The organism is Exiguobacterium sp. s56 (assembly GCF_018618255.1).
Taxonomy (GTDB): domain Bacteria; phylum Bacillota; class Bacilli; order Exiguobacteriales; family Exiguobacteriaceae; genus Exiguobacterium; species Exiguobacterium chiriqhucha.
On record NZ_JACSLR010000001.1, the window covers coordinates 338,988 to 362,509 of the forward strand.

The window sequence follows — 23,522 nt, forward strand, 5'->3', positions numbered from 1 at the left end:
GTGGGGAATAGACAATGACGACTTTTATCGCCATCGTTTTGATGTTTGGAGTACTCATTTCGGTTCATGAATGGGGACACCTCGTCATGGCGAAACGGGCAGGGATTCTCTGTCATGAATTTGCAATCGGGTTTGGACCGAAAATCCTCTCATTCCGAAAAAATGAGACGCTGTATACGATTCGACTATTGCCAATCGGCGGTTATGTCAAAATGGCCGGGGAAGATTTTGAGCCGATCGAAGTGAAGGCCGGGCAACACGTCGGATTGCGTCTGACGAGTGCTGGGACGGTCGATCGCGTCTATTTCCAACCGGACCAGGCCCAAGACGTTCATGTCGTCGGGACGGTCGACAAGTTTGACTCGGTCCGCGAATTGAAAGTACAACTGCTCGTCGATGATGAGGTCCGTGTCTATTCGCTCGAGCGGGACACGCTTCTCGTCGACCAAGGCATGGAGATTCAAATCGCGCCTTACGACCGCACGTTCGGAGCCCAGTCTGTCTGGAAACGGGTGCTTGCGATTGCAGCCGGTCCGGCGATGAACTTCGTCCTTGCCTTCCTCCTCCTCGTCATCGTCGGTCTCGTCCAAGGGACACCGACGGACGATGGTCAAATCGGTACGGTCCAACCGGACTCGGCCGCCGATCAAGCCGGGCTCGTCGCAGGCGACGAGATCGTCTCGATCGAGGGTCAACCGATCGACAACTGGCTCGATTTGCGGACGGTATTGGCCGATCGTGCCGACACACCGACCGAAGTGACGTATATTCGTGACGACGTCGAGCAAACGGTGACGATTACGCCGCAAGCGGTCGAACAAAATGGGGAGACGGTCGGAATTTTAGGCGTGACGAACGCGCTCGAACGTTCACCGGCCAAAGCCTTTACAACCGGGGCCGAGACGACGTGGACGATGTCGACGCTCATCTTCTCCGCGGTCGGTGACTTGGTGACGGGTCAGGTCGGCGTCGATCAGTTGGCCGGTCCGGTCGGGATCGTCCGCATGACCGACGAAGTGGCAGCGAGCGGATTCATCATGCTCCTTAACTGGACGGCACTTCTATCCGTCAACTTGGCCATTTTCAACTTGTTGCCGCTCCCGGCGCTCGATGGGGGACGACTCATCTTCCTCTTGTTCGAAGCGGTGCGCGGACGACCGATTGATCCGAAAAAGGAAGGATTCGTCCACTTTATCGGTTTCGCTTTGCTCATGCTGCTCATGTTGATTGTCACCTGGAATGATATCCAGTCATTCTTTAAATAATAAGATCTAATCGAGTTACAGAAGGGAAACGTTGATACCTATGAAACAATCGAGACTGTTCATGCCTACATTACGAGAAGTACCGGCCGATGCGGAAGCCATCAGCCATCAGCTTCTCGTCCGTGGGGGCTTCATGCGCCAAAACGCCGCTGGGATTTATTCATATCTCCCGCTCGGCCATCGCGTATTGCACAATATCCAAACGATTATCCGCGAAGAGATGAATCGGGCCGGAGCGCAAGAGTTGCTCATGCCAGCGATTCAACCGGCCGAACTATGGGAAGAGACGGGACGCTGGGGCATTTACGGTCCAGAATTGATGCGATTGACGGACCGTCATGACCGTCGTTTCGCACTCGGTGCGACCCATGAGGAACTCATCACGTCAATCGTGCGCGATGAACTCAACTCCTACAAAAAGTTACCGGTCAACTTGTATCAGATTCAAACGAAGTATCGCGACGAACGTCGTCCGCGCTTCGGATTGCTCCGGGGTCGTGAGTTCTTGATGAAAGACTCGTACTCGTTCCATGCGACGCAAGACGACTTGGACGAAGAGTATACGAATATGTATAACGCCTATTCACGCATCTTTGACCGCATCGGCTTGAAATATCGTCCGGTCGTAGCTGATTCAGGTGCCATCGGCGGGAAAGATACACACGAGTTCCAAGCGCTCGCCGAAATCGGTGAAGATACGATCGTATATACGGATTCATCAACTTATGCGGCGAACATCGAGATGGCTGAAACGCTCGACCGCTATGACATGCAAGCGGCCGACGTGCTCGCACTCGACAAGGTCGACACGAAAGACAATAAGACGATTGAAGATGTGGCGCGTTTCTTGAACGTCGATCCGAAGACGACGATCAAGTCGGTCCTCTTCAACATCGATGGCGAGACGGTCATGGCCATCGTTCGAGGTGATCACGAGGCAAACGACGTCAAAGTGAAGAACGCTCTCGGTGGACTCGACATCCAAATGGAAGAAGAAGCGACGATTATCGACTTGTTCGGCTGTGAACCGGGCACGCTCGGACCGATTCATTCACCGGTCAAAGTCGTGGCTGATTACGCCGTCAAATATTTGGTCGACGCGGTATGTGGCGCCAACGAGGCGAACACCCATTATACGCACGTCAACGCCGAACGCGACTTGTCGCATTTGACGTATCACGACCTCCGTTTCGTCGTCGAAGGCGACATGGCACCTGACGAGTCGGGTCCGGTCCGCTTCGCCCGCGGGATTGAAGTCGGACAAGTGTTCAAGCTCGGCACACGCTATTCAGAAGCGATGGGCGCGACGTTCTTGAACGAAGAAGGTCGGGCCGAACCTCTCATCATGGGCTGTTACGGCATCGGCGTCTCGCGGACGTTGTCGGCCGTCATCGAGCAACATCATGACGATCGCGGAATCGTCTGGCCGAAGAGCGTCGCTCCGTTCGATGTGCACGTGATTGCCATCAACACGAAAGACGAGGCGCAAGTCGAACTCGCGAACCGTTTATACGATGAGCTGTCATCGACGTACGATGTGTTGTATGATGACCGTAAAGAACGGGCTGGCGTCAAGTTTGCCGATGCTGATTTGATCGGTCTTCCGATTCGTATCAACGTCGGGAAAAAAGCGAGCGAAGGAATCGTCGAAGTGAAAGTACGTGCCACTGGCGAAGTCCTCGAGACGACAGTCGATGAGTTGCCACGTGTCATCACGACGCAACTGAACGAAGCCAAATGATCGATGAAGGTGACGGTTTCTTGCCGTCACCTTCATTTTTCGACATTGAATGATAAAAGGGGGGACTTCTTACCCGTGGAAGCTAATCAAAAAATGCAATTGCTCTTGGGTGACCTCGGCATCACGACCGAAACGGATCAATTCGACGGAGCGGAGCTGTCACGACTCGTCGTCAACAAGCAACGCCGGACATGGACGTTTTATTTCCAATTGCAACACGTGTTGCCGTATGAGGTGTATCAACTATTCATGAGCCGGCTCGAGAGTCGCTATGCGACGTTCGCGGACGAGGTGTACGCTCGGTTCACGACGACGTCAGGTGGGGGCGAACAGGACTATACCGACTATTGGCCCCGAATCGTCAGTGAATTGAGCCAAGTGTCAGGCGCGATGCGCAGTTATTTCGCATCGGTCGCACCGCGCTTCGAGCAGAACAAATTGCTCATCCCGGTGCGCTCGGCCCCTGAGGCGAACTATGTCGATAAAGAGTTATGCCAAGAAGTCCAGGCGCTCTACAGCGCCTATGGCTTTATGAAAAAACCATGCCAAGCGTTGTTCTCAGAAAATGAAGAAGCGAACCAAGCGTTGCGCGAACAAGTCGTCCAAGAAGATTTGGAACAGGCGAAGCTCGCACTCGCGGCGCAGTTCGCCAAGTCGACCGAGACGAACGATGAGCCGGTCACTGAAGTGCGGATGGGCGCTTTGATTAAAGACGAGATTGTCCCAATCAAGACGATTATCGAAGAAGAACGACGCGTCGCCATCCGTGGCCTCGTCTTCTCGGCCGAACGGAAAGAATTGAAGAGCGGGAAGAAACTGTTCACGTTCAAGATGACGGACTATACCGATTCACTCATCGTCAAAGTGTTCGCGCGCGATGACGACGATGACCGTATGCTCAGTGCCGTCAAAAAAGGCATGTGGATTCAAGCAGCCGGTCGGGTCGAGGATGACAGCTTCATGCGCGAACTGTGCATGATGGCGTCACAACTGCAAGAAGTGAAAGTCGAACCGGTCCGGGACGAATGGGCCGGTGAAAAGCGGGTCGAACTGCACGCGCACACGCAGATGAGCCAGATGGACGCGGTCACAAACGTATCGGCACTCGTCGCACGAGCGGCGAAATGGGGCCACCGTGCCATCGCCATCACGGACCATGCCGGAGTCCAGTCGTTCCCAGAAGCCTATTACGCCGGGAAAAAGAATGACATTAAAGTGCTGTTCGGGGTCGAGGCGAACGTCGTCAATGACGGCGTACCGGTCGCCTATCATCCGACCGACGTCCCGCTCGACGATGCGACGTACGTCGTCTTCGACGTCGAGACAACGGGGCTTTCGGCCGTCTACAATAAAATCATCGAGCTCGCGGGTGTCAAAATCAAGGACGGAGAGATTATCGACCGCTTCGAGGCGTTCGCCGATCCGAAGCATCCGCTCTCGGCCACGACGATTGAACTGACGGGTATCACCGATGACATGGTCCATGGCCAGCCCGACCCGGAAGTCATCGCCAAGCAGTTCGTCGATTGGTGCGGGGACGGCATTCTCGTCGCCCATAACGCATCATTCGATATGGGCTTCCTTGAAGCGACGCTCCGGAGCGGTGGGCACGAGCCGGATGACTATCCGGTCATCGACACGCTCGAGCTCGCCCGGACGATTTTACCGACGCTCAAGAACCACCGTCTCAACACGCTCGCGAAGCGATTCGATATCGAGTTGACGCAACATCACCGCGCCATCTATGATGCCGAGGCGACGGCTTATTTGCTCATGAAGCTGCTCGAACTCGCCAAACAGATGTTTGAGATGGAAACGCATCGCTCGCTGAACGCGAAAGTCGGGAGCGACGTCTCGAAGATTCGTCCGTTCCATGCGACGATTTATGCGAAAACGAAAAAACCGGGACTCCGGAACTTATACGAACTGATTTCCTTGTCGCACATCGACTACTTGTTCCGCATGGCACGCATGCCTCGCTCGGAGATTATCAAGCGTCGTGAGGGCCTCTTGATCGGTTCGGCGTGCGACAATGGCGAGATTTTCGATGCTGCCCTGAACAAATCGGACGAAGAGCTTGAGAAGATGATGGCGTTTTACGATTTCATCGAGATTCATCCGCCGGCGCTCTATATGCATCTCATCGATAAAGAAATTGTCGCCAACGAACTTGAGTTGCGTGAAATCATCAAACGGATCATTCGCGTCGCAGGTCAGGCCGGACTGCCGGTCTGTGCGACTGGCAACGTCCACTATCTCGACCGGACGGACCGTTCGTATCGGGAGATTTTGATTCGGACGCAAGGTGGCGCCAACTTCATCAACACGCGGAAAGAACTCCCGCACGCTCATTTCCGCACGACGAAAGAGATGATGGAAGACTTCAAATTCCTCGGGGACGAGCTCGCCCGCGAGATCGTCATCACGAACCCGAACGCGATCGCCGATCAAATCGAGTCGATTCAAATCATCCCGGACGACTTGTATACGCCGAAGATTGAAGGGGCCGACGATGAAGTCCGGAATATGAGTTATGATATGGCCCGCTCGATTTATGGAGAACAACTGCCTGAAATCGTCGAAGCTCGGCTCGAGAAAGAGTTAAAGTCGATTATCGGTCACGGGTTTGCGGTCATTTATTTAATCTCGCATAAACTCGTGAAGAAATCGCTCGATGACGGCTATCTCGTTGGGTCACGTGGTTCGGTTGGATCGAGTTTCGTTGCGACGATGACCGAAATCACCGAGGTCAATCCGCTGCCACCGCATTACGTCTGTCCGAAGTGTCAACATTCCCACTTCTTCGACGACGGATCGGTCGGGTCCGGGTATGACCTTCCCGACAAGCAATGTCCGGAGTGCGGGACTTGGTATACGAAGGACGGGCACGATATCCCGTTCGAGACGTTCCTTGGTTTCAAAGGGGACAAAGTACCGGATATCGATTTGAACTTCTCGGGTGAATATCAACCACACGCCCACGCTTACACGAAAGTGTTGTTCGGTGAAGAGTATGTGTATCGTGCCGGTACAATTGGGACGATTGCCGATAAGACGGCGTACGGATACGTGAAAGGCTATGCGACCGAGAACGATAAGATTTATCGGAATGCCGAGGTCGACCGGCTCGTCTCGGGTGTCACCGGCGTCAAACGGACGTCCGGGCAACACCCGGGGGGGATTATCGTCGTCCCAGATTATATGGACATCGCCGAAATTTCGCCGATCCAATATCCGGCCGATGATAAGTCGTCCGAATGGAAGACGACCCACTTCGACTTCCACTCGATTCACGACAACTTGCTCAAACTCGATATTCTCGGTCACGATGATCCGACCGCCATCCGGATGCTCCAAGACTTGTCCGGTATCGATCCGAAGACGATTCCGACGGACGATCCGACGGTCATGAAAATCTTTTCGTCGCCGGAAGTACTCGGTGTGACGCCGGAACAAATCGAATCGAAGACGGGTACGCTAGGGATTCCAGAGTTCGGGACGAAGTTCGTCCGGCAGATGCTCGAAGAGACGAAACCGTCGACGTTCTCCGAACTCGTTCAAATTTCGGGACTGTCTCACGGGACAGATGTCTGGATTGGGAACGCGAACGAACTCATCTATAACGGGACGTGTGAATTGAAAGACGTTATCGGGTGTCGTGATGACATCATGGTCTACTTGATTTATGCGGGCCTCGAACCGTCATTCGCCTTCAAAATCATGGAGTCGGTACGGAAAGGGAAAGGCTTGTCGGAAGACATGGAGACGGAGATGCGGGCCAACGATGTCCCGGAATGGTACATCTCGTCTTGTAAGAAGATCAAGTATATGTTCCCGAAAGCGCACGCCACGGCGTACGTGCTCATGGCCGTCCGGATTGCCTACTTCAAAGTGCATCATCCGATTCTGTATTACGCGACGTACTTCACGGTCCGGGCCGGCGACTTCGATTTGTCGGCGATGATCAAAGGGTCACAGGCCGTGCGTAAAGCGATGTCGGATATCCGTGAAAAAGGATTTGAAGCCACGGCGAAAGACAAAGGTCTCCACACCGTGCTCGAGCTCGCACTCGAGATGTTAGAGCGCGGCATGAAATTCCAGAACATCGATTTGTACCGTTCGAGCGCGACCGAGTTCTTGATTGAAGGGAACACGCTCATCCCGCCGTTCAATGCCGTCGATGGTCTCGGTACGAACGCGGCGAAAGCGATTGTCGATGCACGTGCCGAAGGACAGTTTTTATCGAAAGAAGACTTGCGCAAACGGGCCAAGTTGTCGAAGACGATCGTCGAGACGCTCGATACGATGAAATGTCTCGAAGGCCTCCCGGATGAGAACCAACTCTCGTTCTTTGATTTTGGGGTGTAAGTTGCGAAAAACCGGGAAAATATGATATATTGGTATCGAACAATGTTGGATACTACGACGGAAAGGAGTAGGGAACCCTACTCCTTTCTTGTATGTAAAAGCCAGAAGGAGGGATGAGAGTGTCCAAAATAACAGAAGTCGTCGAAGCGATCGCGTTGCCGATCGTGGAGCGTGAGAACATGGAATTGGTCGATGTCGAATTCGTGAAAGAAGGGCCAGACTGGTTCTTGCGCGTCTATATCGACAAGCCGGGGGGCGTCGATTTAGATGATTGCGTCAACATCAACGAACAACTCTCGGAAAAACTAAACGATAGCGATCCGATCGAACAAGCCTATTATCTTGACGTCTCGAGTCCCGGTGCCGAACGACCGCTGAAGAAGCCGACCGACTTTGAACGCGCGATTGGAAAGAACGTCTATATCAAGACGTTTGCCCCGATTGAAGGTGCCAAAGAGTTCGAAGGGATTTTGACGGAATATGACGGCGAGACCGCCATCGTCGAGACACGCATCAAGACAAGAAAAAAAGCGATATCGCTACCGGTAGACAAAATTGCACAAGCCCGCCTAGCGGTCACGTTTAGTTAAGGAGAGGTAAAGATGGGGCCACAATTACTCACAACAATCGAACAGATTGCTAACGAAAAAGGAATCGAGAAGGAGATTATCATCGATGCACTTGAGCAGGCGCTCATTTCGGCATACCGCCGAAACGTCGCCAACCCGAATGAAAACGTAAAAGTTGAATTCGACCAAGTGACCGGTGATATTCGTGTCTTCGCACTTCTCGAAGTCGTTGAACGTCTCTCGCATCCCGAGCAACAATTGTCGCTCGAAGAAGCGCATGAGATTGACCCGAACTATGAGTTAGGGGACTTCCATAAAGAAGAAGTCACACCGAGCGACTTCGGTCGCGTCGCAGCGATGACAGCCAAACAAGTCGTCACGCAAAAGATGCGGGAAGCCGAGCGCGAGCGCATCTATAACCACTTCGTCGATAAAGAAGACGAGATCATGACGGGGATTGTGGAACGGTTCGACCCACGCAACTTGTATATCGGTCTTGAAAACAATATCGAAGCGGTGCTCACACCGAACGAGCAGATGCCAAATGAATCGTACCAGATTCATGACCGCATCAAGGTGTATGTCACAAAAGTCGATTCGACGACGAAAGGGTCTGGCGCAGCCATTCAAGTCTCGCGGACGCATCCAGGTCTGTTGCGTCGTCTGTTCGAGCTCGAAGTGCCAGAAATCGCGAGCGGAACGGTCGACGTCATGTCGGTCTCACGCGAAGCGGGTGATCGCTCGAAGATTGCTGTTCATTCAGACATCGTCGATCCAGTCGGCGCTTGTGTCGGTCCGAAAGGGCAACGTGTCCAAACAATCGTCGATGAGCTCAACGGTGAGAAAATCGATATCGTACGTTGGTCGAACGACCCGAAAGAGTTCGTGAAAAACGCACTCAGCCCGGCTCAAGTCGTTGACGTGTACGTCAATGAACCGAATAAATCGACGACGGTCGTTGTGCCAGACTATCAATTGTCACTCGCCATCGGGAAACGCGGTCAAAACGCCCGTCTTGCCGCTAAGTTGACGGGATGGAAAATCGATATTAAGAGCGAGACCGATGCAGAAAGCATGGACTTGTATGATACGTACGCCGAAAAAGTTGAACCGGAGCCAGAAATTGTTCACAATGAAGTGGAACAGACTGACTCGGTTGACGTCGCCCTCGAGCCGACAACGGTGAAAGAAGAGGAATGACCATGAAGCAAAAGAAACTTCCTTTGCGCAAATGTGTGGTCACGCAAGAAATGTTACCGAAACAAGCGTTGATTCGTGTCGTTCGGACGCCGGAAGGTGACGTCGTCATCGATACGTCCGGTAAATTGAACGGACGTGGAGCGTATTTGTCGAAAGATGCGGATGTGATTCGTTTAGCAGAGAAAAAACGGACACTCGATCATCATTTAAAAGTCAAGACGAGTGACGCGCTTTATGAGCAGCTGCTTCAAGCTGTCACAGGAGCCGAATCATGAGTCAGTGGGAATCATTGTTAGGCCTTGCCGCACGTGCGAGGAAAATAACGATGGGAGAAGAGTTTGTGTTGAAGGATGTACGAGCTGGCCGAGCCAAGCTTGTCATCCTTGCCGGAGATGCAGGAGCGTCTACGAGAAAACGGGTTACCGACAAGTGTACATCGTATGGTGTTCCATTGATTGAAGTGAGCGACCGATATACAATCGGGGCTGCTTTAGGTAAAGACATGCGAGTCGTCGTGTCTGTGACAGAATCCGGATTTGCGAACAAGCTTAAGCAACTTCTCTCTTAACTATTAACGGAGGTGGATGCTTTGGGAAAACGCGTCTATGAATTTGCAAAAGAACAGAATGTAACAAGTAAACAAGTCATTACTCAGCTCGAGAAAATGAACAAGCCAGTAAAAAACCACATGGCTGTCTTAGATGAGGAGTCGGTCAAGCAACTCGACCGTGTCTTCAATCCTGAGAAATACCGTTCGGCTGACAAGCAAGAAAAGCCAGCTGCAACGAAACCAGCTGAAACGAAGTCTGCCGAGTCAAAACCGGCTGACGCGAAACCTGCTGCCAAGCAAGAAGCACCGAAAGCACGCCCACAAGCGTCTGGCGGTCAAAGCAACCAAGCGGGCAACCGTGGTGGCAACCGTTTCGGCAACAACCGCAATGACAACCGCAACAAAAAGCGCGGTGGTAAATTCAAAGGCAAGCCTGCAAAAGCAGCCGTGCCATTAGAAGCGGATCCAAATTCGAAAACGAGTCAGCGTAAAGCAGCTCGTTTAGCGCAAGAGTCTGAAATGGGCAACGTCATCAAGTACGATGATGTACTCAGCGTATCGGACCTCGCTGCGAAGATGGATAAAAAGCCAAACGAGATCATCATGAAGTTGATGGGTCTTGGTGTCATGGCGACAATCAACCAAACACTTGATGACGAGACGATTGAGTTGCTTGCAACTGAATTCGGTTATGAAGTTGAGAAAGAAGTACTCATCGATGAGACGGACTTTGAAGAAGTAGAAATCGACTTCTCTGAGTATGAGCTTGTTGAGCGTCCAGCTGTCGTCACAATCATGGGTCACGTCGACCACGGTAAGACAACACTCCTTGACTCGATCCGCAACACGAAAGTCGTTGCTGGTGAAGCCGGCGGAATCACGCAGCACATCGGTGCTTATCAAGTTGAAGTCAACGATAAAAAGATCACGTTCCTCGATACACCAGGTCACGCCGCCTTTACGACGATGCGTGCTCGTGGAGCCGAAGTGACGGATATCGCGATTATCGTTGTCGCAGCGGATGACGGCGTCATGCCACAGACAGAAGAAGCCATCTCACATGCGAAAGCGGCAAACGTGCCGATTATCGTCGCTGTGAACAAAATGGATAAAGAAGGCGCAAACCCTGACCGCGTCAAACAAGAATTGACAGAGTTCGGTCTTGTACCGGAAGAGTGGGGCGGCGAAACGATTTTCGTACCGATCTCAGCTTTGAAAGACGAAGGAATCGATGAGTTGCTCGAGATGATCTTGCTCGTTTCTGAAGTCGAAGAGTACAAGTCGACGCCTAAAATGCCAGCTCGCGGTTCGGTCATCGAAGCGAAGCTCGACAAAGGCCGCGGTCCTGTCGCCACGCTTCTCGTTCAACACGGGACACTCCGGATCGGTGACTCAATCGTCGTCGGTAGCACGTTCGGACGCGTCCGGGCCATGGTCAACGATATCGGTCGTCGTGTGAAAGAAGTCGGTCCATCGACGCCAATCGAAATTACAGGATTGAACGATGTCCCACAAGCGGGTGACCAGTTCATCGTGTTTGAAGATGAGAAGAAAGCACGTGCAATCGGAGAAAAACGTTACCAACGTTACCTCGAATCACAGCGTCGCGAATCGGCTAAAGTTAGTCTTGATGACTTGTTCAGCCGCATTCAAGAAGGCGAAGTCAAAGATTTGAACGTCATCATCAAAGCAGACGTTCAAGGTTCGGCTGAAGCACTCGCTGGTTCACTCCGTAAAATCGACGTCGCAGGCGTTAAAATCAACATCGTCCACCAAGGTGTCGGTGCAATCACAGAAGGTGACGTCATTCTCGCTTCGGCGGCAAATGCGATCATCATCGGATTCAACGTTCGCCCAGATGGTAACGCCCGGTCGATGGCCGAGCAAGAGCATGTTGAAATGCGTCTGCACCGCATCATCTATAACGCAATCGATGAAATCGAAAGCGCGATGAAAGGGATGCTCGACCCTGAGTTCGTTGAAGAAATCACAGGACAAGTTGAAGTCCGTGACGTCTTTAAAGTCTCGAAAGTCGGTACGATTGCCGGCTGTTACGTCACAGAAGGTAAAATCTCACGCGACGCCGGCGTCCGCATCATCCGTAACGGGATTGTTGTGTACGAAGGAAAACTCGATACGCTTCGCCGTTTCAAAGACGACGTCAAAGAAGTCGCGACAGGTTACGAGTGTGGGATTAAAGTAGAGAAGTTCGACGACATCAAAGTGGAGGACGTTATTGAAGCGTTCATCATGAAAGAAGTCGAACGTAAATAAAGCGAGGAGGGAACACGTATGAACATTCGTGCCCAACGCGTCGCAGAGCAGATGCGTAAAGAGATTACAGATATCTTGCTCCGTGAAGTCAACGACCCACGTACGAAGAACGCTACAATCACGAGCGTTGATGTGACGGGAGACTTGCAGCAAGCGACAGCCTACTACACGGTGCTCGGAGACGACGCCACGGTGAAGGCTGAAACGCAAGCTGGTCTTGATAAGGCGAGCGCATTTATTCGCCGCGAGATCGGGAGCCGCATCCGTCTTCGGAAAACGCCAGAATTGTCGTTCGAATACGATTCATCGGTCGCATATGGTAGCCATATCGATTCATTGATTCGTGACTTAAATCGGAACGACCAATAAATTGAAGGGGGGACTCGCGTCTCCCCTTTTTTGATGGGAGGAATTCAGATGGAACCAACTGGCGTATTGATTTTAGATAAAGAGAGCGGCATGACGAGCCACGACTGTGTGTTCAAGCTCCGTAAATTGTTCCAAACGAAAAAAGTCGGACATACCGGCACGCTGGACCCGGAAGTGACCGGTGTCCTACCGATTTGCCTCGGACGGGCGACAAAGCTGTCTCGTTTTCTGACCGATGAAGGCAAACGGTACGCCGCCGAGATTACAATCGGAACAGCGACGATGACGGAGGACGCCCATGGCGAGGTGGTCGAGACGCGTGAAGTCGGTCCCGAGGTGTTCACCGCTGCGGACATCGATCGTGTCCTTGAGAAGCTGACAGGAAAAATCGAGCAAATCCCGCCTTACTTCTCTGCTGTCAAAGTGAACGGTAAGAAATTGTACGAATACGCCCGAAAAGGTCAGACGGTGGACCGACCGCGCCGCATCGTCGAGATTCATCGCCTCGTCCGGACGAATGAGCCGGTCATCGAAGACGGTGTCTGCCGTTTCCGTGTCGACGTCGAGTGTGGCAAAGGGACGTTCATCCGGACGCTCGCCGTTCAAATCGGGGAGCAGCTCGGCTATCCGGCCCATATGAGCGACTTACGGCGGACCCGGTCTGGTTCGTTTGAGGAAACGGCCGCCGTCACGTTGCAGCAACTGGCCGACCTCGAAACGGTCGAGGAACGAATGAACCACCTCATCCCGCTCGAAGAGGTCATCAAACGTTGGCCGGCCATGACGATTCCAGCCAATCGAGAACGGTATATTCGAAACGGAGGTCGTTTGAACGACGTCTCGCTCGAATTTGAACTGTTTACTGTCTATAATGAAGAAGGAATTCCACTTGCCCTCTATCGACGGCTTGACGGAACAACAGACGCAACTGTCGAGGTCATGTTGACTATCGACTAAAGGGGAGATTGAAGTATGGAAACAATCCATCTGACGTATCCTGAGACACCAGACCTGGTCCCTTCGGTCATGGTGCTCGGATTTTTTGACGGCGTCCACACCGGACATCAGGCCGTGATTCGGCATGCGCAGGCGCAAGCAAAACAGCTTGACGTGCCCGTGACCGTCATCACGTTCGACCCGCACCCGAAACAAGTGTTATCGAACAAACCGGATGCGGTCCGTTACATCACACCGCTCCAGCGGAAATTGAACCGGATTGCCGCACTCGGTGTCGAACGGTGCATCGTCATCACGTTCACGAAAGAGTTGGCGAGCCTGTCGCCACAACAGTTCGTGGATGACTATTTGATTGGTGCCGGTGCGGTCCATGTGACGGCAGGTTTTGACTACTCGTACGGTAAATTCGGCGAGGGGACGATGGAGACGCTGCCGTATCATGCGCGCGGTCGCTTCACGACCTCGGTCGTCGCCGAACAGACGAGCGGCGGCGAAAAAGTGTCGTCGACGCGGATTCGTCAGTTGCTCGGTGCCGGTGATGTCGATGTGGCGAGCAAATTGCTCGGTACGCCGTACGTTATCTGCGGGGAAGTCATCCACGGTGACGCCCGAGGCCGGACGATCGGCTACCCGACGGCGAACGTCGTCATGGACGCATCGTATGTCATGCCGCGTCTAGGCGTCTACGCGACGCGTGTACGGCTTCAGGACGGTCGGACGTTCGACGCGATGACGAACGTCGGTCGGCGGCCGACGTTCTATGCGACCGGTGACGTCTCAATCGAGAGCCACTTGTTCGACTTCTCGGAAGATTTATACGGACAATTGATCGAAATCGAATGGATGCACTATTTACGGGACGAGCGGGCGTTCGACGGACTCGACTCGCTCATCGCCCAACTCAAGCAAGATGAGACGGCCGCTCGGGCAATCCTGTCTTGACTTTGGATGGGTGGTACGGTATCCTATTTTGGTACGCAAAGTACACCGCTTCGCTTGGCTGATCGATTCACCAACGTCGGCTCGGCAACGCGGCAATTTTCTATTAAATGGAGGTGGAGAGGCAATGGCACTCTCAAAAGAACGTAAGAACGAAATCATCGCGGAATACGCGACAAAACAAGGTGACACTGGTTCACCGGAAGTTCAAGTTGCAGTATTGACTGAACAAATCAACACTTTAAACGATCATCTTCGTACACACAAGAAAGACCACCACTCACGTCGCGGTCTTTTGAAAATGGTTGGACGTCGCCGTAACTTGCTTACGTACCTTCGTAACAAGGACGTTACACGTTACCGTGAATTGATTCAACGCCTTGGTCTCCGTCGTTAATCCGAACGGACCATGTGACGGGCTGGGACACTTGTTCCTAGTCCGTTTCTTCTTTTTTAGGAGGAAAATCATTAGACATTCATATGAATGAGTTACATAATAAACTAGATAAGGTTTGAGAGGAGAATGTTCATGTTAGGTACGAAACAAGTATTTTCTACAGAATGGGGCGGGCGTCCGCTGTCTGTAGAAGTCGGGCAACTTGCGAAACAAGCAAACGGCTCGGCACTCGTCCGTTATGGGGACACGGTCGTGCTCGCCACGGTCACAGCATCGAAAGCGCCGAAGGATTTAGATTTCTTCCCGCTCACGGTCAACTATGAAGAAAAATTATACTCGGTCGGTAAAATTCCAGGAGGTTTCCTCCGTCGGGAAGGTCGTCCTGGGGAGAACGCGATTTTGACATCGCGCCTCATCGACCGTCCGATCCGTCCGCTTTTCCCGGATGGCTTCCGTCATGATATCCAAGTGATGATTTACGTCATGTCGAACGACCCGGACTGCCCAGCTGAGATGGCCGGTATGCTCGGAACGTCAATCGCACTCTCGATTTCAGACATCCCGTTCGATGGCCCGATCGCCGGTGCGACAGTCGGACGCGTCAACGGTGAGTTCGTCGTCAACCCGACGACGGCTCAGCTCGAACAGACAGACCTCGAACTCCAAGTCGCCGGAACGGCAACTGCAATCAACATGGTTGAAGCAGGCGCCAACGAAGTACCGGAAGACGTCATGCTCGAGTCAATCTTGTTCGGTCATGAAGAAATCAAGAAATTGGTCGCTTTCCAAACGGAAATCGTCGAAGCTGTCGGGAAACCGAAGTTCGAATACACGGTGTCGAAATTTGATGACGCCTTGACGGCTGAGCTCGAAGCAGCTCGTCCAGAAATCAACGCTGCGGTTCAAGTCGAAGAGAAGCATGCGCGTGATGCAGCAATCAACGAAGTGATTGCCAAGTACGTCGCCATCTACGAAGAGCGCCTTGTCGACGAGCCGGCCAAGTTGAAAGAAGTGTCTGGCATCTTGAACAAATTTGTCAAAGATGAAGTTCGCCGTCTCATCACGGTCGATAAAGTTCGTCCGGACGGTCGTCGCCCGGAAGTCATCCGTCCACTTGCGTCGGAAACGGGCTTATTGCCACGCGCCCATGGCGTTGGGTTGTTCACACGTGGACAAACACAAGTCATGTCGGTGGCGACACTCGGCGTCATCGGAGATGCTCAAATCATCGACGGCATCGGTCTCGAAGAGAACAAGCGCTTCATGCACCATTACAACTTCCCGCCGTTCTCGGTCGGAGAAGCTCGTCCGGTGCGTGCGCCAGGTCGTCGTGAAATCGGTCACGGTGCTCTCGGAGAACGTGCGTTGCTTCCGGTCATCCCGAAAGAAGCCGACTTCCCGTACACGATTCGTCTCGTCTCGGAAGTACTCGAGTCGAACGGTTCAAGTTCACAGGCGTCAATCTGTGGCTCGACACTCGCTCTCATGGATGCAGGGGTTCCAATCAAGGCACCGGTTGCCGGGATTGCGATGGGTCTCATCATGGAAGGCGAACATTACACGGTTCTCACGGACATCCAAGGACTCGAAGATCACCTCGGTGACATGGACTTCAAAGTCGCTGGAACGAAAGACGGGATCACGGCGCTCCAAATGGATATCAAAATCGCCGGAATCACGCGTGAGATTTTGGAAGAGGCACTCGAACAAGCACGTTCAGGCCGTCTCCACATCTTGAATCATATGCTTGAGACGCTCGACGCACCGCGTCCGCAGTTGTCGAAGTATGCACCGAAAATCGTGACGATGACGATCAATCCGGATAAGATCCGCGATGTGATTGGACCGGGCGGGAAGATGATTAACAGCATCATCGACCAAACGGGCGTCAAAATCGATATCGAGCAAGACGGAACGGTCTTCATCGCGTCGACCGATCAAGATGGCATCGATATGGCGATGGCCCTCATCGGCGACATCGTCCGTGAAGTCGTCGTCGGCGAAGAGTTCGATGCAACGGTCCGCCGCATCGAGAAGTTCGGCGCGTTCGTCGAATTGTTCAAAGGGAAAGACGCGCTCGTCCACGTCTCTGAGTTCAGCTTAGAGCGTGTCGCGAACGTGGAAGACGTCGTTAAACTCGGCGATACAATCAAAGTCCGTGTGACGGAGATTGACGACAAAGGCCGAGTCAATGCCTCACACAAAGTACTCATCCTTGAAGGATTATCACCGGAAGAACGTGAAGCATACGAAGCAAAACGTAAAGCGCAGCGCGAAAGCCGTCCACCACGTGACAGCCGTCCGCCGCGTCGTGACGGAGACCGTCGTCCGCCACGCTCGACAAACTAATCATGATGGCCATCGTCTGGTGCGATGGCCTTTTTCATAGGAGTGATAACATGGAATGGATCACATTAGACAACGGCGTCCGCATCGTGATTGAGCCGATGGCGGATGTCCGTAGCACGTCGACCGGTGTCTTTATCAAAGCCGGAACTCGGACCGAAGACATGACCGAGATCGGCATCAGCCATTTGATTGAACATATGTTATTTAAAGGGACGAAGACGCGAACGGCAAAAGAAATCGCGTCGTTCTTCGATGAGCTCGGGGGTAGCGTCAACGCGTTCACGTCGAAAGATCATACGTGCTATTACGTGAAGACGCTTGACGAGCACGCGGTCATCGCGTTCGATGCGCTCGCCGACATGCTGTTCGATTCGTTATTTGATGAGACGGAGCTCGAGAAAGAGAAGCGGGTCGTCTTAGAAGAAATTAAAATGTATGAGGACACACCGGAAGACCTCGTCCACGAGCTGCTCGCGAAAGCCGTCTATAAGGACGACATCCTTGCCGAACCGATTCTCGGGACGGAAGCGAGCGTCCTCAGCCTATCGCGGGACCAACTGCTCCGTTACGTCGCTTCGACGTACACGGGCAATCGTGTCGTCGTTTCAATCGCCGGGCATGTGACCGATGAATTGATTGAGGCGGTCAAGACAAGGTTTGCCGACCTCCCATCAGGGGAATCTCCGAAAGAATCGACGACTCCGATTTTATACAGTGACGTGATGAAAAAACAGAAAGAGACAGAGCAAGCACACCTCTGTTGGAACTTTGAGGCGATTGCCGCCAAAGATGACCGTCTGCCGCATTTGGCCTTGATGAACAATGCCATCGGGGCCACGATGTCATCACGTCTTTTTCAGTCGATTCGAGAAGAAGAGGGGCTGGCATACTCGATTTACTCGTACTACACGACGTTCGATGACCACGGGACGTTCACCATCTATATCGGGACATCTCCGGATACGCTCGCCCAAGTCGAGACGATTATGACGCGCGAACTCGAGACGTTGATTGCGGACGGATTGTCCGACGAGGAAGTCGAGAAAGGCAAGCGCCAATTGAAAGGCTCGCTCGTCCTCGGGAATGAGAGTACGAGTGCCCGCATGAACCGAAACGGTCGAAACCTCGTCCTGCTCGACGATGTCGAGGACTTGAATGAGGTGCTCGATAAAATCGATCGCATCGATGTGCATGGTGTCAACGCCTTAATCAGAGAGGTGCTCAGCCACGCCCCTGCCAAATCTTATGTCCTTCCGTCCGAAGACTGACTTGAAACCGAATTGTAAGTTCTCTACACTGATTAAGAGGTATTCTTTACTTTGGACAGGAACAGGTGAAAGAAGGGAAAGACTTGAACTTAACGGATTTAGCTAAACACATTCAATTGATTAATCAACCAAACTTACAAGCCATCCCAGTGACCCATGTGACGACCGACTCGAGAGAAGTCGTCCCTGGGACGCTGTTCGTCGCCATCAAAGGCTATACGGTCGACGGCCATGACTATGCCGAATTGGCGGTCAGCAAAGGGGCCGTAGCCGTCGTCAGCGAGCGTCCGCTCTCGTTAAGCGTACCGAACTTAATCGTGCGCGACAGCACACGATCGGTCGGCCTCTTAGCGTCGGCGTTCTATCAGTATCCGTCTGAACAGATGCGTCTGTTCGGGATCACGGGGACGAACGGCAAGACGACGACAACGACGATTTTGCGCGACGTCCTCACCGAGCTCGGTCATAGCACCGGATTGATCGGCACGGTCGAGGTCCGCATCAACGATACGGTCGTCCCAAGTAAAAATACGACACCGCAAAGCTCGGAGCTACAACAGTTGCTCGCCCGGATGCACGCAGAAGGCGTGACCGATGTGATGATGGAAGTGTCATCGCACGGACTCGAACTCGGCCGTGTCATCGGGACGGACTTTGATATCGTCGGATTCACGAACTTGACGCACGACCATCTCGATTTCCACGGTACGTTCGAGAACTATGCGCGAGCGAAAGGCCTACTGTTCGCACAGCTCGGACAGATGGCGTCACGTCACAAGGTCGCCGTACTGAACGCAGACGACCCGTACAGCAAGCTGTATGAGACGATGACAGGGGCGCGAGTAATTACTTATGCGATTGACGCGATGGCAGACGTGACGGCATCAGATATCGTTCAGACGCTGTCAGAGACGAGCTTTTGCCTCAACTATCAAGGCGAACGCCATCCGTTGACGGTTCAATTCATCGGCCGCTTCAACGTGTATAACATCTTGCTCGCGACAGGTTGCCTGCTCGCGGCAGGCTATCGCTTGCCCGAAATCGTCCAGGCGCTCGAAGCGATCCATCCGGCCAAAGGGCGGATGCAACGCCTCGATGTGCCGGGCTATAACGTCTATGCGGATTACGCCCACACGCCCGACGGTATCGAGCAATGCTTGAAGTCGCTCGTCGGCGTGCCGAAAGAGAAGATTGTGTTCTTAATCGGGACAGGCGGAAATCGTGACGTTACGAAGCGACCGACGATGGGAGAGATGGCCTCGAAGTATGCGGGAACGGTCGTCATCACGACGGACGATCCACGCTTTGAAGCCTACGACTCAATCACGAGCGGCATCGCTGCCGGGATGACCCACGACAATTTCGTTGAAATCGGGGACCGCGAAGAGGCGGTCCGCTACGCGGCCAAATTGGCCGAGTCCGATAACATCGTCGTCCTGGCCGGCAAAGGACATGAGAAATATCAAATCATTGGCAATGAGAAAATTCCGCTAGATGAAGAAGCGATCGTCCGAGCGACAATTTTGAAGACGGAGGAATCATGATTTATGGCAGTACAACCGATCACCTTGACAGAAAAAGAGCATGACGAGTTCGTCAAAACACATGACCGTGGGGATTTGCTTCAACTCTCAAGTTGGGCCAACGTCAAACGACAAAACGGCTGGTTCGCCGAGCGGATCGCCGTCGCGACCGGTGATGTGACGAGCGGGGTCGCATTACTCTTGTTCAAACGCGTACCTAAACTCCCGTTCACGCTTTGCTACGCGCCACGCGGTTTCGTCGTCGACTATGACGATGTGGCTTCGTTGACCGCGTTGACCGAAGAAGCGAAACGGGTCGCCAAAGCGAATAAAGCAATCACCGTGAAAATCGATCCAAATATCGACCGAGACGAAGTGCCAGGCCTGTTGACGGAAATGGCTAGCCTCGGTTTTAGCCATAAAGGATACGGCGGCGGGTTCGATTACGCCCAGCCGCGGTTCACGATGGAGACGGACTTGCGTCCGAGCGAGAAAGAGATTTTTGGCAAGTTCCATCATAAGTTCCGCTATAACGTGCGTTTGGCAGAACGAAAAGGAATCGTCTGCACGGAAGTCGGTCGCGATGGTCTCCAGACGTTCGCGGAGTTGATGAAAGTGACAGGCGAGCGGGACGGCTTTGCCATCCGCGGCCTTGATTACTTCGAGAACTTATACGATTGCCTGCAGCCAGGGGACGCGCGTCTGTTCTTGACGAAACTCGAACCGAAGCTCGCGCTCGACCAACAGATGGCCACGCTCGAAAAAGCCGAACGTGACCTCGGCAAGATTGAACGTTCCCTCGAGACGGAGACGGTCGAGAAGAAACGGACAAGTCTGTTGAACCGTCAAAAGCAGACGGGCGAACAGATTGAAAAGATTAAAGCTGCGTTGCCGGAACTGAACGAGTTGCACGACAAGTACCCGAACGGGCTCGTCTTATCGGGCGGTCTGTTGACGTTAGCCGGACGACGCTCGTATTACTTGTACGGTGCGTCTTCGAACGAGTTCCGTGACTTCATGCCGAACCACCTCATGCAATGGACGATGATGCAAGCGGCCAAGGCGAGCGGGGCCGAACGCTATGATTTCGGTGGCGTATCGGGCAGAACCGACGCCGATGATGAGTATGCGGGTCTGTATGCGTTCAAATCAGGTTGGGGTAGCGATATGATCGAGAAGGTTGGCGAGTTCGATCTCGTCTTGAATCGTCCGCTCTATTTCGCCCTTGAAACAGGATTACCGCTCGTCAAAGGACTCCGTAAACGGTTGCGCCGATGAAATGGACCGGCGTCTTGACGTTCGCGATGACGGCTTTTTTAGTCGGAATCTTTTTAGCGTATACGTTGTCACGTCCGGGGCCGATGCCATGGGTCGATGAACCGACGTTCGAGTCGGGGATGTGTGAGCGCAACTCGCGCTCGGAAGCGGTCATCGTCGAGCGTAGCGAGAAGGCGTTCGCCAAACTGCATCCGCACGTACGGGAGCGGAGTGAATCGTTCGTGCGGCTAGCCTATTCGTGCCTCGGTCTCGAGGTTCGCCTGACGTCAGGATACCGTTCAGCCGATGAGCAGAACGCCCTGTACGCCCAAGGTCGCTCGAAACCAGGTCAAGTCGTGACGAACGCCAAAGCAGGTGAGAGCTACCATAACTATGGCCTTGCCGTCGACTTCGTCATCATTCACAACAACCGCGCCGACTATGATTTGGAGTCGGACCACAATCGGTCGGATGAACCGGATTGGCAAGAACTAGGGGAGCTCGGCAAGGCGCTCGGCTTCGAATGGGGCGGGGATTGGAGAAGTTTTCCGGATTACCCACACTTACAAATGGACTTCGGTTTGTCGATTCGTCAGCTCGCTTCCGGGAAACGTCCGGATGACAAAGCGACGATGCCGCTTGCCGATGTGATGAAACCTCTCGTCGATTGAACGGAAATGTTGGCATATCAGCAGTTTTCCGATACAATATTCAGTAGCGATAAGTGGACGAAACAGAATATGCAACATCTAGGAGGTTTTTGTTAGTGTCAAAGAAGAAGACAGAGAACGTTAGCGTCTTTGCGCTTGGAGGCGTAGGCGAAATCGGGAAGAACATGTACGTCGTGGAACTAGACGACGACATCTTCGTCATCGATGCCGGCCTTATGTTCCCAGGCGATGAGATGCTCGGGATTGATATCGTCATCCCGGACATTACGTATTTGAAAGAAAATAAAGATCGGGTACGCGCGATTTTCATCACACACGGTCACGAAGACCATATCGGTGGGCTCAGCTACGTACTCCGTGATTTGAAACACGTTCCCGTATATGGGACGAAATTGACGCTCGGTTTAATCGAGCTCAAATTGAAAGAGGCTGGCTTATTGAAAGAAGTCGACCTCCGATTGATTGACGCCAAAACGAAATTGACTATCGCTGATCATTTCATCACTTTCTTCCGCGTCAACCACTCGATCCCGGATTGTGTCGGGGTCTGTATCCAAACGTCACAAGGCGCCATCGTTCACACGGGCGACTTCAAGTTTGACTACACACCGGTCGATGGGAAACAGTCAGACTTCAACAAGTTGGCGGCAATCGGCCAACGGGGCGTCCTTTGCCTCTTGTCGGATTCGACGAACGCGGAACGTCCGGGTCAAACCGGTTCGGAATCGCTCGTCGGTGCCGAGTTGAACGACGTCATCTATCAAGCCGAAGGCCGCGTCATCGTCGCGTCATTCGCCTCGAACGTGCACCGTCTGCAACAAGTGTTCGCGGCAGCCGAAGCGAACGACCGTAAAGTGGCCGTCGTCGGCCGCAGCATGGTCAATATCGTCGAAGTGGCCCAGAAGCTGAACTACTTGCGCTTCAAGCCGAAGACGCTCGTCGAGCTTTCACAAGTGAATCGCTTGCCTGACAACAAAGTCGTCATCTTGACGACTGGTTCGCAAGGTGAGCCGATGGCGGCCTTGACGCGCATGGCGCGCAACGCCCATAAACAAGTGAACATCCGCCTGAACGATACGGTCGTCATCGCGGCGACGCCGATTCCGGGGAACGAGAAGTCCGTTTCGAAGACGATTGACCTGCTCTTCCGCTCAGGCGCCAACGTCATCTATAACCAACGCAAAGTACACGTCTCGGGACACGGTTCGGCCGAAGAGCTCAAGCTCATGTTGAACCTCGTCAAACCGAAGTACTTCCTCCCGATTCACGGGGAGTACCGGATGCAGATGGCCCACTCGAAACTCGCCGAGCAAGTCGGTGTGAAGTCGAACAACATCTTCATCGTTGAAAAAGGAGATGTCGTTGAGTTCACGGGCCGCAAAGCCCGGATGAGCCGCAAAGTGCCGGCTGGAAACGTCTTAATCGATGGAATCGGTGTCGGGGACGTCGGGAATATCGTGCTCCGTGACCGTCGTCTCTTGTCACAAGACGGTGTCGTTCTCTGTGTCGTCACGTTGAACCGGAAACAGAAGAAATTGATTTCAGGACCTGAACTCATCTCGCGTGGATTCGTCTATATGCGTGAATCGGAAGAGATGATTTCAGAAGCGAACCGCATCGTCACGAAACAGATTGAGAAGAGTCTCCAAGCTGGAAGTGATTGGACCGAGTTGAAATCAAATATCCGCGAACGGCTCAGCGTCTATTTGTACGAGCAGACGAAACGTCGTCCGATGATCTTGCCGATCATCATGGAGATTTAAAGAATTGAGATTAAGGCAAAAGTCATCAGACTTTTGCCTTGTTTTTTTAGGAGGAATCTAAG

At 53.0% G+C, this 23,522-nt stretch carries 18 protein-coding genes; all 18 read left to right on the forward strand.

What is annotated here, in order from left to right; genetic code table 11:
• Positions 1-14: 14 nt before the first annotated feature.
• The 18 genes from rseP to KNP71_RS01870 all read left to right on the forward strand — a co-directional run bounded on the left by rseP (position 15) and on the right by KNP71_RS01870 (position 23,460).
• A complete protein-coding gene (gene rseP, locus KNP71_RS01785) occupies positions 15-1,265 on the forward strand; it encodes an RIP metalloprotease RseP (protein ID WP_029595687.1) in 1,251 nt (416 codons plus the stop codon).
• Between the two features lie 40 nt (positions 1,266-1,305).
• Positions 1,306-3,006, forward strand: a complete 1,701-nt coding sequence (locus KNP71_RS01790) for a proline--tRNA ligase (protein WP_214829871.1) — start codon at positions 1,306-1,308, stop codon at positions 3,004-3,006.
• Between the two features lie 75 nt (positions 3,007-3,081).
• Positions 3,082-7,374 (forward strand): PolC-type DNA polymerase III, encoded by a 4,293-nt coding sequence (locus KNP71_RS01795; RefSeq protein ID WP_214829873.1) that lies wholly within the window; start codon positions 3,082-3,084, stop codon positions 7,372-7,374.
• 119 nt (positions 7,375-7,493) lie between these two features.
• Positions 7,494-7,964, forward strand: coding sequence for a ribosome maturation factor RimP (rimP, locus tag KNP71_RS01800; protein ID WP_021067156.1), 471 nt, complete (start codon positions 7,494-7,496; stop codon positions 7,962-7,964).
• 12 nt (positions 7,965-7,976) lie between these two features.
• Positions 7,977-9,143: a transcription termination factor NusA gene (nusA, locus tag KNP71_RS01805; RefSeq protein ID WP_029595684.1), complete on the forward strand. Its 1,167-nt coding sequence runs from the start codon at positions 7,977-7,979 to the stop codon at positions 9,141-9,143.
• Positions 9,140-9,418 (forward strand): RNase P modulator RnpM, encoded by a 279-nt coding sequence (rnpM, locus tag KNP71_RS01810; RefSeq protein ID WP_165569410.1) that lies wholly within the window; start codon positions 9,140-9,142, stop codon positions 9,416-9,418. The genes nusA and rnpM overlap by 4 nt, the downstream gene beginning before the upstream one ends.
• Entirely contained in the window at positions 9,415-9,711 is a 297-nt protein-coding gene (locus KNP71_RS01815; protein ID WP_214829875.1) for a YlxQ family RNA-binding protein, read from the forward strand. The genes rnpM and KNP71_RS01815 overlap by 4 nt, the downstream gene beginning before the upstream one ends.
• 21 nt (positions 9,712-9,732) lie before the next feature.
• Complete coding sequence (gene infB / locus KNP71_RS01820) at positions 9,733-11,967, forward strand: translation initiation factor IF-2 (RefSeq protein ID WP_021067160.1); 2,235 nt, start codon at positions 9,733-9,735, stop codon at positions 11,965-11,967.
• A gap of 18 nt (positions 11,968-11,985) precedes the next feature.
• Complete coding sequence (rbfA, locus tag KNP71_RS01825; RefSeq protein WP_021067161.1) at positions 11,986-12,336, forward strand: 30S ribosome-binding factor RbfA; 351 nt, start codon at positions 11,986-11,988, stop codon at positions 12,334-12,336.
• Positions 12,337-12,384: 48 nt separating this feature from the next.
• Positions 12,385-13,293, forward strand: coding sequence for a tRNA pseudouridine(55) synthase TruB (gene truB, locus KNP71_RS01830; RefSeq protein WP_214755814.1), 909 nt, complete (start codon positions 12,385-12,387; stop codon positions 13,291-13,293).
• A 15-nt stretch (positions 13,294-13,308) separates the two neighbouring features.
• Entirely contained in the window at positions 13,309-14,235 is a 927-nt protein-coding gene (locus tag KNP71_RS01835) for a bifunctional riboflavin kinase/FAD synthetase (RefSeq protein ID WP_214829878.1), read from the forward strand.
• A gap of 124 nt (positions 14,236-14,359) precedes the next feature.
• Positions 14,360-14,629 carry a 30S ribosomal protein S15 gene (gene rpsO, locus KNP71_RS01840; protein ID WP_015881433.1) on the forward strand — a complete coding sequence of 90 codons (270 nt, stop codon included), beginning with the start codon at positions 14,360-14,362 and terminating at the stop codon, positions 14,627-14,629.
• 132 nt (positions 14,630-14,761) lie between these two features.
• Complete coding sequence (gene pnp / locus KNP71_RS01845) at positions 14,762-16,978, forward strand: polyribonucleotide nucleotidyltransferase (protein ID WP_021067164.1); 2,217 nt, start codon at positions 14,762-14,764, stop codon at positions 16,976-16,978.
• A gap of 50 nt (positions 16,979-17,028) precedes the next feature.
• Positions 17,029-18,246 carry a M16 family metallopeptidase gene (locus tag KNP71_RS01850; protein ID WP_029595681.1) on the forward strand — a complete coding sequence of 406 codons (1,218 nt, stop codon included), beginning with the start codon at positions 17,029-17,031 and terminating at the stop codon, positions 18,244-18,246.
• An 83-nt stretch (positions 18,247-18,329) separates the two neighbouring features.
• Entirely contained in the window at positions 18,330-19,790 is a 1,461-nt protein-coding gene (locus KNP71_RS01855; protein ID WP_031200186.1) for a UDP-N-acetylmuramoyl-L-alanyl-D-glutamate--2,6-diaminopimelate ligase, read from the forward strand.
• Positions 19,791-19,793: 3 nt separating this feature from the next.
• Entirely contained in the window at positions 19,794-21,047 is a 1,254-nt protein-coding gene (locus KNP71_RS01860; protein WP_214755815.1) for a lipid II:glycine glycyltransferase FemX, read from the forward strand.
• Complete coding sequence (locus tag KNP71_RS01865; protein WP_029595678.1) at positions 21,044-21,697, forward strand: M15 family metallopeptidase; 654 nt, start codon at positions 21,044-21,046, stop codon at positions 21,695-21,697. Before KNP71_RS01860 ends, KNP71_RS01865 begins: the two co-directional genes overlap by 4 nt.
• A 95-nt stretch (positions 21,698-21,792) precedes the next feature.
• On the forward strand, positions 21,793-23,460 hold the full coding sequence (locus KNP71_RS01870; RefSeq protein WP_021067169.1) for a ribonuclease J: 1,668 nt from the start codon (positions 21,793-21,795) through the stop codon (positions 23,458-23,460).
• The last annotated feature ends 62 nt before the right edge of the window (positions 23,461-23,522 follow it).

Excerpts from the sequence above, each read along its gene's own strand:
- rnpM (WP_165569410.1), top strand. The coding sequence starts at position 9,140 with ATGACCATGAAGCAAAAGAAACTTCCTTTGCGCAAATGTGTGGTCACG.
- KNP71_RS01860 (WP_214755815.1), top strand. The coding sequence starts at position 19,794 with ATGGCAGTACAACCGATCACCTTGACAGAAAAAGAGCATGACGAGTTC.
- KNP71_RS01835 (WP_214829878.1), top strand. The coding sequence starts at position 13,309 with ATGGAAACAATCCATCTGACGTATCCTGAGACACCAGACCTGGTCCCT.
- KNP71_RS01865 (WP_029595678.1), top strand. The coding sequence starts at position 21,044 with ATGAAATGGACCGGCGTCTTGACGTTCGCGATGACGGCTTTTTTAGTC.
- pnp (WP_021067164.1), top strand. The coding sequence starts at position 14,762 with ATGTTAGGTACGAAACAAGTATTTTCTACAGAATGGGGCGGGCGTCCG.
- truB (WP_214755814.1), top strand. The coding sequence starts at position 12,385 with ATGGAACCAACTGGCGTATTGATTTTAGATAAAGAGAGCGGCATGACG.
- rseP (WP_029595687.1), top strand. The coding sequence starts at position 15 with ATGACGACTTTTATCGCCATCGTTTTGATGTTTGGAGTACTCATTTCG.
- KNP71_RS01850 (WP_029595681.1), top strand. The coding sequence starts at position 17,029 with ATGGAATGGATCACATTAGACAACGGCGTCCGCATCGTGATTGAGCCG.
- rpsO (WP_015881433.1), top strand. The coding sequence starts at position 14,360 with ATGGCACTCTCAAAAGAACGTAAGAACGAAATCATCGCGGAATACGCG.
- KNP71_RS01790 (WP_214829871.1), top strand. The coding sequence starts at position 1,306 with ATGAAACAATCGAGACTGTTCATGCCTACATTACGAGAAGTACCGGCC.
- nusA (WP_029595684.1), top strand. The coding sequence starts at position 7,977 with ATGGGGCCACAATTACTCACAACAATCGAACAGATTGCTAACGAAAAA.
- KNP71_RS01815 (WP_214829875.1), top strand. The coding sequence starts at position 9,415 with ATGAGTCAGTGGGAATCATTGTTAGGCCTTGCCGCACGTGCGAGGAAA.
- rbfA (WP_021067161.1), top strand. The coding sequence starts at position 11,986 with ATGAACATTCGTGCCCAACGCGTCGCAGAGCAGATGCGTAAAGAGATT.